This window comes from Pseudomonas tremae, assembly GCF_023278125.1.
GTDB lineage: Bacteria > Pseudomonadota > Gammaproteobacteria > Pseudomonadales > Pseudomonadaceae > Aquipseudomonas > Aquipseudomonas tremae.
In genome coordinates, this window is record NZ_CP066270.1 from 4096034 (window position 1) to 4109813 (window position 13780).

13 protein-coding genes are annotated in these 13780 nt (G+C 60.1%); 1 reads left to right on the forward strand and 12 read right to left on the reverse strand.

The genetic code is table 11. The annotated features are described in order from the left end of the window. Positions 1 to 99: 99 nt before the first annotated feature. The 8 genes from I9H09_RS18500 to I9H09_RS18535 form a co-directional block, all read right to left on the reverse strand. Positions 100 to 1296 (reverse strand): ABC transporter substrate-binding protein, encoded by a 1197-nt coding sequence (locus I9H09_RS18500; RefSeq protein ID WP_024671670.1) that lies wholly within the window; start codon positions 1294 to 1296, stop codon positions 100 to 102. Further along, the gene (locus tag I9H09_RS18505; RefSeq protein WP_005889281.1) at positions 1293 to 2300 is read right to left on the reverse strand and encodes a CobW family GTP-binding protein; all 1008 of its coding nucleotides are present in this window, start codon (positions 2298 to 2300) and stop codon (positions 1293 to 1295) included. Before I9H09_RS18505 ends, I9H09_RS18500 begins: the two co-directional genes overlap by 4 nt. Continuing rightward, positions 2297 to 2596 (reverse strand): hypothetical protein, encoded by a 300-nt coding sequence (locus I9H09_RS18510; RefSeq protein WP_005889279.1) that lies wholly within the window; start codon positions 2594 to 2596, stop codon positions 2297 to 2299. Before I9H09_RS18510 ends, I9H09_RS18505 begins: the two co-directional genes overlap by 4 nt. A gap of 22 nt (positions 2597 to 2618) precedes the next feature. Continuing rightward, positions 2619 to 3368 carry an SDR family NAD(P)-dependent oxidoreductase gene (locus I9H09_RS18515; protein ID WP_122347592.1) on the reverse strand — a complete coding sequence of 250 codons (750 nt, stop codon included), beginning with the start codon at positions 3366 to 3368 and terminating at the stop codon, positions 2619 to 2621. A 31-nt stretch (positions 3369 to 3399) separates the two neighbouring features. After that, entirely contained in the window at positions 3400 to 4161 is a 762-nt protein-coding gene (locus tag I9H09_RS18520) for an SDR family NAD(P)-dependent oxidoreductase (protein WP_024671672.1), read from the reverse strand. 11 nt (positions 4162 to 4172) lie between these two features. Beyond that, positions 4173 to 5513 (reverse strand): MFS transporter, encoded by a 1341-nt coding sequence (locus tag I9H09_RS18525; RefSeq protein WP_122323866.1) that lies wholly within the window; start codon positions 5511 to 5513, stop codon positions 4173 to 4175. A gap of 27 nt (positions 5514 to 5540) precedes the next feature. Further along, entirely contained in the window at positions 5541 to 6422 is an 882-nt protein-coding gene (locus I9H09_RS18530) for a polysaccharide deacetylase family protein (protein WP_002554892.1), read from the reverse strand. Positions 6423 to 6504: 82 nt separating this feature from the next. Beyond that, positions 6505 to 7878, reverse strand: coding sequence for an amidase (locus tag I9H09_RS18535; protein WP_236502217.1), 1374 nt, complete (start codon positions 7876 to 7878; stop codon positions 6505 to 6507). A 344-nt stretch (positions 7879 to 8222) separates the two neighbouring features. Here I9H09_RS18535 and I9H09_RS18540 point away from each other — a divergent pair, with 344 nt between their 5' ends. Beyond that, entirely contained in the window at positions 8223 to 9215 is a 993-nt protein-coding gene (locus tag I9H09_RS18540) for a GntR family transcriptional regulator (protein ID WP_032618786.1), read from the forward strand. Positions 9216 to 9376: 161 nt separating this feature from the next. Here I9H09_RS18540 and I9H09_RS18545 read toward each other — a convergent pair whose 3' ends face one another. From I9H09_RS18545 to I9H09_RS18560, 4 genes are read right to left on the reverse strand one after another with little or no spacing between them, the layout of a single operon-like run. Then, the gene (locus I9H09_RS18545; RefSeq protein ID WP_122311494.1) at positions 9377 to 9799 is read right to left on the reverse strand and encodes a group I truncated hemoglobin; all 423 of its coding nucleotides are present in this window, start codon (positions 9797 to 9799) and stop codon (positions 9377 to 9379) included. Further along, entirely contained in the window at positions 9799 to 10662 is an 864-nt protein-coding gene (locus I9H09_RS18550; protein ID WP_122311493.1) for a DUF3034 family protein, read from the reverse strand. The genes I9H09_RS18545 and I9H09_RS18550 overlap by 1 nt, the downstream gene beginning before the upstream one ends. A gap of 3 nt (positions 10663 to 10665) precedes the next feature. Next, a complete protein-coding gene (locus I9H09_RS18555) occupies positions 10666 to 13020 on the reverse strand; it encodes a bifunctional diguanylate cyclase/phosphodiesterase (protein WP_005889269.1) in 2355 nt (784 codons plus the stop codon). After that, positions 13017 to 13691, reverse strand: coding sequence for a methylamine utilization protein (locus I9H09_RS18560; RefSeq protein ID WP_005889267.1), 675 nt, complete (start codon positions 13689 to 13691; stop codon positions 13017 to 13019). The genes I9H09_RS18555 and I9H09_RS18560 overlap by 4 nt, the downstream gene beginning before the upstream one ends. Positions 13692 to 13780: the final 89 nt, after the last annotated feature.

A 13780-nucleotide genomic window follows, 5' to 3' on the forward strand; every position in this document is an offset into this window, starting at 1 on the left:
ACGATAGTGTTTTGCAGATCATCTATCGGCCCAACGCACCATTGCAGCAACGCTGTTCCGGACGCTCTGCGTGCGCTCTTGAGGGGTCTCGATCAGTACCTACCGCGCTTTCGCGCTGCTCTTGCCGCCTGCACGCAGGATGTCGCCCCAGCGGCGCACCAGGTAGTTGTGCTCGTTCATGACCGAGTTCCACACGGCGATGTGGCCCATGCGTTCTTCGTACGAGCCGCCGTCGCGAATTTCTCCCGCGTCGATCAGGGGCAGACCGTCGCTGCCAAGCAGTTGTTCGCGGGCAGGCAGGCCGGCGTACCAGTAATCCCATTCTGCCGCGCTTAGGTGGTCGCGACTGCGCGCCGGGTTGCCGATGTAGTAGCCCTGTCGCGCCATCACCGCTCCCGGCCAGCCGGACAGCCACCAGTTGAGGTAGGCGTAGGCCGCATCCAGCACCGGGCCCTTGGCGTGACGTGACAGCGACAAACCGCCAAACCAGCCCCGATAGCCTTCTTTGGGCACCGCTACACGGTACTTCACACCCGCACGGTGGAGCCTGACGAGTGTCGGCGACCATAAGCTCTGAATGTCTATGGTCGGGCTGAGCATAAGTTCGGCGGCTTCTTCGTCGTCCGACCAGAACGCGCCGAAATGCCCTTGCTGCTGTTTGCGCACCAGTACGTCGGCCAGCAGATCGATCTCTTCGATACTCATGTTGCCGATGTCGTTGAATGTCGCCAGTCCTGCGCCCTGCACCGCCAGCGCGGCATCCAGCGCGCCGATGGCCGCATCGCTCTGCAATGCAATCCGGCCACCCCACGCAGGGTCCAGCAACCAGCCCCAGCTTTCGTCCGCAGAACTCAGACCGTCCGGCAATCGCTCGGGGCGGTAGGCAAAACTGTCCGCGTTGTGGGTCAACGGCAACATGCTGATGCGCTCGGTCACGGCGCTGCCCAAGCTGCCATCGTGCTGCACGAACAAACGCTCGCTGGGCACGCTGCCACTGCCCGGCTGATCGGTCGGCCGCAAGCGACCACGCTTGGGCAAATCGTTGATTTCATGCCACAGCGCAATACGCCGCGTATCAATGGGCTGGATGGCCCGCGCCGGCCAGACGAAGTCGACGTTATGAAACCACTGATCGTAAAGGTCGTAGCTGTCCGGCTGCATGACCGCAATACGTTGCGCAGTCTGCACATCATGAATCTGGTAAGTCAGCCTGATGCCGAGATCCTGCTCGGCACGCTCGCGCAGGGACTCGAGCAAGGTCACTGACGTGCCAAGCACACGCAGGGTAATGGTCATGCAACTGACTCGCTTGGCAGTGGCGCGAAGCTATGGGAGAAGACGTCAAACGAGCGACGCAGCAAGTCCGGGTCCAGCCCGCGCAGGATAAAAACCAGCCGCGACGTACAATCGTCACCGGGCCACGCGGCAAGATGCACCGGCGCATGCAAGCAATGCTGCACACCATGAATCACGATGGGACCCTGGTTATCATTCACGTTCAGCAGCCCTTTGACACGCAGGATTCGCTCGCCGTGGCATCTTAACAGCATCGACAACCACACCCCGAAACCGACCCAGTCCAGCGGGCGATCGAAGGTCAGGCAACACACCTGCGCGTCCCCGTGCCGCGCTGACGTCGACTCGACACGGTGCAATTGCCAGCGCGTCACCTCGATGGCAGGTTCGGCGCTGCGAACGCCTTCGCCGAGCAATAGCTGATCACCACTGTGGATCTGCGCGGTATCCAGCAACGGTGCAGAAAAATTGAGCGCCTGCAGACGGCCGCGCAACGCGTCGAGTGCGGGCTTGTCTACCAGATCGGTCTTGCTCAGCAACAGCCGGTCCGCCGCCGCTACCTGGGCCAGCCACTCCGGGTGCAGACGCTCTTGCAACTCGGCGTGGCAGGCATCCACCAGCGTAACGATCAAGCCGATGTGAAAGCGCCCGCGCAACTGCGGATCGTTGCTCAGGGTTGTGAGAATGGGGGCCGGGTCGGCGAGGCCCGTGGTCTCCAGAATTACCCGCCGGAATGCCGGAATGTCTCCGCGATTGCGGCGATCCAGCAAGCTCAGCAATGCGTCTTTCAGCTCACCCCGAACGGTGCAGCAGACACAACCGCTGGGCAGCAGCACGGTATCCGGCGCGACCTCTTCGACCAGCAGGTGATCAATGCCGACATCACCGAACTCGTTGATCAGCAGCGCGGTGTCGCCCATGTTCTCATCGGCCAGCAGACGCTTGAGCAAGGTGGTCTTGCCGCTGCCGAGAAAACCGGTAATCACATTCAGCGCAATGCTCATGATGACCTCTGCAAATGCTCGAGCAGGCTGGGGTCCAGCGGATCCAGTGGCCGACCGATCAACAATTCGGCCTTCTGCCACAGCTGCTCCAGACCGGTCGCCAGCTCCTGCTTGCCGGTGGCCCCCAGCAACAGATAGGAAACGCCCTGAAAGTCTTCGACCTTCAAACGAAACGGCGCAACCACTTTGTTGATCGCGGCAATACGCCGAAAGCGTTCACGGCGCCGAGGCAGCTCGGTCGCCAGCGGATCGCTCCAGTGCACATCTTCGCCCAGCAGGCCGCACAGTCCACACATCAGTTGCTCTCCAGCAGTTTGCTCATGGCATGACGTCGCCGGAATTGGGCCCAAGCGTCTGGCCGACGAAAAGATTACCGCCTGGCTCGCTAGCCAGCAGCACAGCGACCGGCGCGACCTCTTCGGACAGACCGAAACGGCCCAGCGGCAGTTCGGCGGCCTTGGCGGTTTTCCAGGCACTGCTGATACCCGCGACCAGGGGCGTTTCGATAGGACCGGGCGCGATGGCGTTGACCAGCACGTTATCTTTGGCGACTTCCAGCGCCAGCGATTTGCTGAAACCGATCACCCCGGCCTTGGCAGCGGCGTAGTGGGTCAGTTCGGCCCCGCCCTTGATACCCAGTTGCGAGGCTACGTTGATGATGCGTCCCCAGCGCTGCGCGATCATGTGTGGCAAAGCACGCTGGCTGGCCACGAATACGCTGGTCAGGTCAATACGCAGCATGTCGTTCCACATGTCTATGCTCAGGTCGACGCAGCGTGCCTGGGTGAGCATGCCGGCGTTATTGACCAGAATATCGATGCCGCCAAAATGCTTGACGCAGGCATCGACGCTGGCCTGCGCGCCCTCGACGCTGCCCACGTCGGCGACGCATTCATGCACCTGCGCGCCAAGCTCGCGGCACTGCGCGGCGACCTTTTCCAGGCTATCGGCGTCTCTATCGCCCAGCACCAGCCGCGCACCTTCCGTCGCATATGCACGGGCTATGGCTGCACCTATGCCACTGCCTGCACCCGTGATCACTGCGCGTTTTTGTTTGAGTTGTTGCATGGGTCGGGTTCCTCGGTTGAGTTTGCGCGATCTACTCCGGCCAGCGCACGGTCAGGCCGCCGTCGATCACGATGCTTTGCCCGGTCAGGTAACTGGCTTCGTCACTGCACAGAAAACGCACCAGCGAAGCCACCTCGTCAGCACGGCCAACACGGCCCAGCGGGATGGCCTTGGCCGCCTTCGCCAGCCCTTCAGGGCCTAGCGAGTTCTGGCTGTCCAGCGACTGTGGCGTCTCGATCAGGCCTGGAATTACGGCATTGCAGCGAATGCCTTTGGGTGCCAGTTCCACCGCCAGCGACCGGCATAGCCCTGGCACGCCAGCTTTGGCGGCGGCGTAATGGGAATGGTCCTGCCAGCCGTAGACGCCCCCGGCAATCGAAGAAATCGCCACCAGCGCCCCGCCCTCGCCCATATGCCGGACAGCAGCGCGAAAGGTGCGCATTACGCCGGTCAGGTCTACGTCGAGCATCGCGTTCCAGCGCTCGTCAGTCATTTCCAGTAACGGCGCGCGACGTAGCAACCCGGCATTGGCCACCGCGTAGTCGAGCCGACCAAACGCCTTGACTGCCTGCGCGGCCAGATCGTCGACGGACTCGGTGAAGGTTACATCCAGCGGCAGCATCAGGCATTCGCCGCCCGCCGCCTCCACCAACTGACGCGTGTGCTCCGGGTCGTGCGGGTCAGCCGGGTAGTACCCGCCTGCCACCGCAACACCCTGCCTGGCAAAGGCCACTGCCAGTGCCTGGCCGATGCCGCTGGCGGCACCGGTTATCACTGCAACTTTACGAACCATGTGCTTGCTCCTTATTTCACTGTTTCAGGCCGCACATGTTTGGCGGCAAACATCAACGCACCCGACAGAAAGCATGGCACTGCGCCGAAGTACAAGGCCGAGGTCTGCCAGTCACCGCCTGCGCTCAGTACCGATGTGGCACCGAAACCCGCAACCACAGCGCCGAGCGGGCCCATGGCATGGATGATTGCGCCGCCGGTAGCCCGAATGCTGGTTGGAAAACTTTCACTGATGAAAAACAGCGCTGCCGAGTAAGGGCCGATCAGAAAGAACAGGCCGAGGCTGTACAGACCGACGACCGTTACCATGTTGCTAGGCCCATACAGCATGCCGGCGAACGCCAGACCACCGAGCATCCAGCCAAGGCCGATGACGTTACGACGGCCGATTCGGTCGCCCATCCAGCCGTGGCACAGGTAACCGCAGTAGCCCACCAGGTTGGACAGCACCAGAATGATCAGCGAGTTTTCGAACGAGATGTGGTGAACGCTGACGATTACCGTCGTGCCCAGCACGCTGAACACCTGAATCGCCCCCCAGTTGAGCAGGATCGCCGCCCCGATCACCAGGGTCGCACGACGCGAAGAACCCCGGAAAGCGGCACCAATACCCGCCTTGCTGTGTTCGTCGTAGTCTACGCCGTAGGTTTGTGCAACGGCCTGCGCCTGGCTCACATCACCCTTCTTGCGCAGTTGAGTGATGCGTTGGTGGATCTGGAATTGCGGGCTTTCCTTGAGCTTGCGCGCCAGGATCGCAATGATGATGGCCGGAATAGCGGCGAATACGAAGCAGCCCTGCCAGCCGATGATCGGCAGCAAAACGGCTGTCAGCCCCGCCGCGATCAACGCACCGACCGGCCAGCCACCCTGCACCAGGCTGTAGATGAAGCCGCGACGTTTGGCCAGACGCGGATCATCGGAGGCCGCATAGATTTCGCTGAGGTAGGTCGCGTTGACTGTTTCTTCCGCATACCCCAGACCGCCCAGCGAGCGGATCAGGATCAGCGGCGATTTGCCCCACGCCCCACCGATAGCCGTGAGCGCCGAGCAGATTGCCGAACCGCTCACGGTGAAAATGATACCCACGCGCCGTCCCAGGCGATCTACCAGCGGACCGATGGCAAGCGCCACTACCGCCGTGCCGACCGCGACCAGCGTCGCGATTTCGGCCTGCTCCACTTCACTCCAGCCGAAATGCCGACCGATTTCCGGCAACAGCGTGCCAAACAGAATGAAGTCGTATACCGCAAACACCCACGCGAAAAACGCAATCCATGTGGCGAACCGTACTTGGTCAGGAGTCAGTTGCTCAGGCTTCCAGCCGTTCAGGTCAAGCTTATTGTATATGGACATGAGTGACGCCTCGGACAGGGCAATGAATCAGCGGGTACGGGGATTGCGACGCACGAAGTCGTCGGCAATCTCGTCGAACGTTACGAACTTGACGCCAGCATGGCTTTGAATGTGCTCGATCAAGCGCTCCAGCATCAGCAGCACTTGCGGGCGACCAGACACGTCCGGGTGAATGGTCATGGTGAAAACGGCGTGTTCGTGCTCGCGATAGACCCAGTCGAACTGGTCGCGCCACATTTCTTCCAGGTGCCGCGGGTTGACGAAGCCGTGGCTGTTGGGTGCTTTCTTGATGAACATCATTGGCGGCAGGTCATCCAGATACCAGTTGGCCGGGATCTCTACCAGATCGGTTTCTTCGCCACGCACCAGCGGTTTCATCCAGGTATCCGGGTGCTGGCTGTAGTCGATCTTGGTCCACTTGTCGCCGACGCGAACGTAGTAAGGATGAAAGTCGTTGTGCATCAGACTGTGGTCGTACTTGATGCCTTTCTTGAGCAACAGCTCGTTGGTCACGTTGCTGAATTCCCACCACGGCGCGACATAGCCAGTGGGACGCTTGCCGGTCATCTGCGTGATCAGATCGATGGATTTGTCGAGAACGATCTCTTCCTGTTCCGGGGTCATGGCGATCGGGTTTTCATGGCTGTAACCATGCACGCCGATTTCATGCCCGGCGTCGGCCACGGCTTTCATCTGCTCGGGGAAAGTCTCCATCGAGTGCCCGGGAATGAACCAGGTAGTGCGCAGGCCATACCGTTCGAACAGTTTGAGCAGGCGTGGCGCGCCCACTTCGCCAGCGAACAGCCCGCGCGAGATATCGTCAGGTGAATCCTCACCGCCATACGAGCCGAGCCAGCCTGCGACTGCATCGACATCCACACCAAACGCACACAGAATTTCTTTGGCCATCTTGGTTCTCCCGCTGGTTTATCAGAGCGGCATCACGGCAGTTCGCGCGCGTGCCGGTTTGCAAGGGTTCAACGACATCAGTTCACACGGAGTTGAGCAACGCCTCGACCGCCAGTGCGGCGCGCAGCAGACGCGCGTCCTCCCCGGCCGGGGCACTGAGCAAGAGACCGGTGGGCAAGCCCGCCGCATCGACGCCGCTGGGCAGCGATACGCCTGGCATGTTCAGCAGGCTGCCGGACATGGTCAGGCGCAGCGTGGCCAGGTTGGTTTGCACGAACAACTCGTCGTCGGCCAACAAGGGCGCCAGCGGCGGAGCAACATGGGCGACGCTTGGGGTAAGCAACAGCGCACCATCGAGTTCGGCGGCCAGTTGCTCCTGCAATTGCTCACGCGCGTTATACAAATTGACCAGCAGACTGGCCGGCATATGCCGCGCAGCTTCCAGGCGCTTGCGGACCCTTGGGTCAAGCTGGTCTGCGGCGTCGCTGTCCAGCAACGGCTGATGCAGCGCAAAAGCCTCTGCAGCGCCCAGCCAGCCGTGCTGCCGGATCAACAGCAAGGTAGCCTGAAACGCCTGGCATGGGCGCACTTCAATCAACGCCCCGCCGTCATGCAGGATGCCGATGGCACGCAGCAGATTGTCACGCACCGCGGGCTCGACCCGTTCGTCATCCAGCACGGCCTTGTCGACCAGAAATCGCTGGCTGGCAAGGCTGCGCGGTATCAGCGAAGAAGGTTTGCTGCGCGCACAAAGCAGGTCATCGATGACCAGTGCATCGCGCACACTGCGGGTCAACGGGCCGATGCTGTCCAGCGTCAGAGCAAGCGGAAACACGCCGTCGCGACTGTAACGGCGGCTGGTACTGCGAAACCCCACCACGCCATTGAACGCAGCAGGAACACGAATCGAACCTGCGGTGTCGGTGCCCATCGCAATCGGCACGATCCCGGCAGCCACCGCGACCGCTGAACCCGAGGAAGACCCGCCCGGGATGCGCGGCGTGCTGTCGCTCAGCGGGTTGATCGGTGTGCCGAAATGGGGATTCAAGCCCAAACCGGAATAGGCGAACTCGCTCAGGTTGGTCTTGCCCAGGCTGACCATCCCCGATCGTGACAGCAGGCCGACACTCGGGGCGTCCAGCAACGCCGGTGACAGGTTATTGCGTACGGCTGCACCAGCAGTGGTCACGCTGCCGGCCACATCGAAGAGGTCTTTCCAGGCGATCGGCACACCGTCAAACGGGCTCAATGGCTGCCCCTGCTTCCAGCGGGCGGCAGAAGCCTCGGCTTCGCGGCGCGCGCGGTCGACACTCATGGAAATGAACACGTTATCGACCTGCGTTGCCTGCTGCAGCGCCATGTCCAGAACCCGCAGGGGATCACTGCGACCCTTGGCGAAATCCTCTGCCATTGCACAGGCATCCTGGCGAATCGTGTCACTCCCGGTATCGATCATAAAGCCGCACCTTAAAAATGTACTTATTCATAAAATGTACATTTATTAGAGGCAGGTTTCGTGCCAATCTGTGCGGTAACAGGCCTTCACGGCGGGACTTCAGCCCTCCATCGAGCTGGAACGCGCGTGCTAGAACCTCTCCTTGCTGGAAGCTGTGCTGTTTGGAACCGGACTTGCAGGCGGATCAAACGGTCATAAAGAAATAATGTATCTTTTACAAAAGGTACATTTCAGTGCAAAAAAGTAACGGTGGCCCCATGAGCGAGCATCAGGACGTAGCCCAAGGTGACAACGATGCATCTGTGCGAGAATCGTCCGTCAGCCGCCAGAAGTGTAAGAAAGCAATGTCAGAAGAGGACCCGCGCACCGCATCGCGCTACGCCATGATCCGTGAAGTACTGCGTAACGCCATTGTTTCGGGAGCGGCCGCCAAGGGACTGGTATTGCTTGAAGCACCGCTGGCAGAGCTGTTCGGCACCAGCCGGGTGCCGGTGCGCAAGGCGCTCAACCTGCTGCATGAAGAAGAGCTAATCAGCCGTTTCGATGGCCGAGGCTATCTGGTCAATCCGCAAAGCGAGCACGTCGAGCCGTTGCGGCTGAGCCTGAGCCACAAGCAGTTCGGTCTGGACAGCACTGAAGAGCTGGTCGATACCCGCCCGCTTGGCGAGCGCATTCATGATGAGATTGGCGCGGCGCTGTCAGCCTGTATTGCGTTTGGTCATTACCGTCTGGATGAACAGAGTGCCGCGCAGCATTACGGCGTCAGCCGCGCCGTGGTGCGTGAGGCTCTGATGCGTTTGCGTGATCGTGGTCTGGTGGAAAAGGAGCCCTACTCGCAATGGCTGGCAGGACCGCTGACTGCACGGGAAATCACCGAAGACTACGAGCTGCGCGCGTGTCTTGAGCCCGAGGCCTTGCGCCAGACTGCGCCGCAGCTGAGTCGCGAAACCCTGGAAGCGATGCTGGCCAGAGTCATACGGGCTCAGAACACAGAGCTCTGCAGCCTCGAAGAGATCGAGCGCCTCGAGGATGATTTGCATCAGCAATGCCTGGCGGGCCTGCAAAACCGCAAGATCGCAACCCTGATCAGTCAGGCGCAGAGCCCGATGATCGTCAACCGGATTTTTTACCGCTTGCTGGACATCGGCGCAGACGAAGCGATGCTGGCCGAACACAGACTGATCATCGAGCTATTGCTGCACGGCGCTTTCGACGCAGCGGCGTTGAACCTCAGGGAACACCTGCAACGCGCCCGGCAACGTATGCTCCAGCGCTTGAAAGTGCTCTCGGTGTTACCGGAACAGGAAGTGCCGGAGTATTTGACGCGGCTGAGTTGAGGCGAGGCTGGAGACTATCGTCCCGGCGCTCCAGCGTGGTGATGCCGTTCTGGACGCTCTGCGTCCGATCCTGAATGTGCGGCGTGCCGTCGAATTGTGACGCAGAGCTTCACTGACTGCGTACCAACGAACTGATTCGAGAGGCATGCCACTGAGCCACGTTACTTATCGAGGACCTCGCCGCGCATAGGTGCCAGCCGGGCGATCAGGCGGTTCTGGGCGGGGACCGGGACGTTTTCGGTGTCCATCGCCGCGATCAGGTTCTCGACCAGCGCGTTGAAGTCGCTGGGGGTGAGGCTCTGCCCCTTGTGCGCCTCGGCCATGCTGTCACCCGTGTAATGGCACGGACCGCCCGCCTCGACACAGAGTTGTTCGACCAGCTTGTCGCGCAAGCGCACAATGTTGACCTTCTTGAAGTGCCCGACAATACGCTCATCCTTGGCAATGTTAAGCAGCATACCTTCAACAATGCGCTGGATGCCGGCACGCTGACCCAGATCCTGATAGAGGCTGTCATCCTTGGGCGGCTGCTGGGCGCACCCTGCCAGTACCGTCAACATCAGGCAAATCAGCAGGCGCTTCATCAGAAACTCCCCTGCACGGACAAATACGTGCCGTTCTGGTTTTCCAGCGTGGCGATTTCGCCCAGGTGGGCGTAGGCCAGCACAACCGATAGATGCTTGTTGGGGAAATACCCGACAAACAAATCGGCCCAATCGGTTTCACCTGCAATTGACAGGTTATCCGGCTTCTCACGGTACTCGACGCCCATCGCCCAACGAGGGTTGAACAAGACGGCGACGGAGCCCTCCTTAAGTACGCTGCGGCTGTCACGCCGATCACCGCCGAAGCCCAGCAGACCCATTTCATTGGCGCGGCTGTAACGCAGACCACCGTTGACCACCACGTTGTAGCCAAATGCGGCACCCATGAACAACCGACTGGCCGTCAGGTAACCGTCGACATCAGAATCGCGCTGAGCGCCCGCCAGTCCTGGGATCAGAAAATTAGTCTGATGCTTGTACTGCAACCCCAAAGACACCTGCGGCAGGCTGTCGTAGATCAAGTCACCAAACAGCCGCAGCTTGACCCCGAACACGTCCTGGCTGAGGTTATCGTCAGGCAGGCGCAGTGAGCGCTGCAGGGTGCTGATGTCGAAGCGCTGATGCGCGTAGGAAAACTCGACCCTGTTGCCGTAGCCGACAGCCAGGCCCGCCACATCCAAGTGGTAGTCGGGCAGATCGACATGCGTGGCAAAGGCCGTTGCGCCCCACTCGCCTTGCTCACTGTAGCCAGCGATAACCGCCCAGGGCGTGATACCACCGCCCGCGCTGCCTTCGATGCTGGATGCACCGCCCGTTGCGATCAGGCGCCCGTTGTCAGCCAGCGCAAACGGCGCAACAGCTCCCAGAACACAGCCCAGCACTAACGGAATTCTATAGGACATAATTCAGTTCACCTTGAAGCCAGGTGCTCCCTCGGACTGGGTCATCCACGCCTCAAAGGCGACAGCCGTCAACGGACGGCTGATCAAATACCCCTGCGCCGTGTCACAGTGCCAGCGCCGGAGCAGGTCCAGGCTGTGCTGATATTCAACGCCTTCGGCCACGACCTTGAGCCCCAGGTTGTGGCTCATTTCAATGGTCGCTCGCACGATAACTGCATCTTCACTGGTTTCATCCAGGTCGCGAACGAAGGATTGGTCGATTTTCAATTCCTGCACCGGCAGCCGTTTCAAATGCGCCAGCGATGAATAGCCGGTGCCGAAGTCATCGATTGACAGACTGATGCCACAGTCACGCAGGCGGTGCAGAACGATCAGCGCTTTTTCCGGCTCGCTCATGACGGCGCTTTCGGTGATCTCGAATACCAGCTGCTCTGCAGGTACACCATATTGCTTGATCAAGCGCACGACATAGCCAGCCAGATCGCCGCTTAACAAGTCATCTGCGGAAATATTGACCGAGACCTGCAATATCAGCCCACGCTGGCGCCAGTCGGCCAGCTGCCGAAATGCTTCTTCGATGACCCAGTCGGTCAGCAGATGAATACTGCCGGTACGCTCGGCCAGCACAATGAATTCAGCAGGCGAGACATTGCCGAAGCGCGGGTGCATCCATCGCAGCAAGGCTTCGGCCTGACGTACATAGCCCTGACGGATGTCCAGCTTGGGCTGATAGTGCAGCGTCAGTTCGCCGCGCTGAGGGGCTTTGCGCAAGTCACGGATAAGGCAGATCTGGCGCTGGTGAGCAAGGTCGCGACCGTCCTCATAGATTTGCAGACGACCTGGCAGCAAGGCTGCGTCCTTGCGTGCAATCGCCGCACGATTCAACAGCTCCTGGGCTGAACCGCCATGCTCGGGATAAACCGTGATGCCGATGCAGCATTCAAGGGTGAGCTCTTGATTATCGATGCGCAGCGGTTTGTTGATCAGGCGTTGTGCGGCGTCGGCCATACCCACGGCGCCATCACTGGCAGTGTTGTCCAGCAGCAAGAGAAATTCATTAGCGCTCAACCGGGCAAGCGTATCACCGGACCGCACAATGCCTTGCAGGCGCAAGGCAACCTGACGCAACAATTGCTCGACGCCCTCTGCATCAGCGCTTTCGTTGATCGTCGTCAGGTTCTCGATACTGAGATACAACAAGGCAAACTGACGCTGGACTGCAATCAGACTACCTACTCGCTCGATGACCAGTGCGCGGTTGGGCAGCCCGGTCAGGTTGTCGTGCAACGCGTTGTGCGCCAACTGTCCCTCACGCATGGCAATGCCGTGCTGCATGGTGTTGATCGCGTCGGCAAGCATGCCCAGTTCGTCGCTACGGGCCATGTTAACCGGCGTCTCGTAGTCACCGTCACCAATGCGCTTGGCAGCAATGGCCAGCGCACGCACTGGCAACGAGACGCTTCGGGCCAGCGCCAGCGTACCGATCAACGACGCCAGTACAGCGGCCATGGATATCCAGAAAATCTTTTCATCCAGCGGTGCAAAGGCCTGAAAGGCCTTGTCCAGAGGGCTTTGCAACAGTGCGATAACTTGTCCGTCGCCAGCATTTCCGGTGTTGGCAAGCATCAGGGTCTGACTAAGGAAGTTCAGATTCGCCTGTTCGGTGATACGCATCTGTCCGCCAGAGGAGCTTCTCATCAACTCGACCAACCCCTCATGCAGTGCGGGTGGCTGAGTACTGATCAAGTTGCCCGATTTACCGTTCTCTACAGCAAGAAAAGAGACTTCCAGACCGCTGAGCGAGCGCAGCTCTTCGGCAATGTTGCTGTCGATGGCAAAACCCATGACCACCCGACCGATCGGCAGGGGGGCCAGCACGGTACTTTCAACCAGCAGATGAGGTATACCGCCACCGGGAATAATAAGTACTGACTGACCAGCGCGCTTGGCGTTGCGTAGCGCCTGGTCGTAAATGAATATGGAGCCTTCAGGCACTTCAGCCACGGTGCTCGCACGGACGATACCGTCCATGCTCAGCAAAAACATCTCACTGGCATTGATCCGCTTGCCGTGGTTCATCAATACCGATCGAATGGTCGATGCATCAGAGCTGGCCACCGCATCGCGAAAACCGAAATCGGTCGCCAGCAACTGCACGCCGTCACGTAACCGCTTGCCGCGCAGGTCCATCAAGCGTTCAAACACACGACTACCAACTTCCAACTGCGCCTGGGCCTGAGTGCGCACAGCATCCCCGGTGGCCAACTTGACCGCGAGAAAGACGGCGCACACGACGATCATCAACAGGGCAATCAGAACCCCGGCGATACGCGCCTGAAAGCTGATTTTAAGCTTCATTCATGGGCGGCCTTGTGAAAGGCTTCGCCGAACCCACCGGGCGCGGGTTTGGCGGGTTTGTCATCGGGACTCACCTCGACATTCAGCTTGAAGTGCTGAACCAGGCCCGTCGCGGGCACGTCGAACTCGTCGCCTGACACCGGCTGCATGTCTTCGATCTTCGGGTGCCAGAGCGTGGCGGCATAATGCCCGGCGGGCAGTTGGTCCAGCTTCAACAGGCCATTGCTGTCAGTAACGCCGAACCATGGCTCGTCGGTCACGTAGATATAGCCAACCATCCAATCATGAATGTTGCAGCCGAGCACTACTACGCCAGGCTTGTCGAACAACAGCGGAGCTGAAGGGGTGCCTTCATAAAGACGCAATTCAAAGCGCTTGGCCGGAGAAAACGAATAAACCTGATGGCGAATGTTATCGCTATTGGGAAATTTGACTTGAGTACCCGAGTGAACGGCCAGTACGTGAGGTGCAAACTCCTGCTCACGCTGATCCATCGCGGCCTGAAGCGCTACCGGTGCAGTGCCGGCTGGCCCCTGCAGAGTCACCACCGCATCCGCGAGAGGTTTGCCCTGACTGTCGATTACTTGCGCCGTAAAGGTAGCGGCCGATGCCGTCACAGCTGATGCCATCCATAATCCGGCCAGCAGCGCTGAAAAAAATCCGTTGGTCATACCTGATTCAACCCAAAGCGGCAGTGCCGCGACTAAATAAGCCAGCGCCGTACAGAGCTGACTGCCTCCATGCCACGAGATGTCGGTTT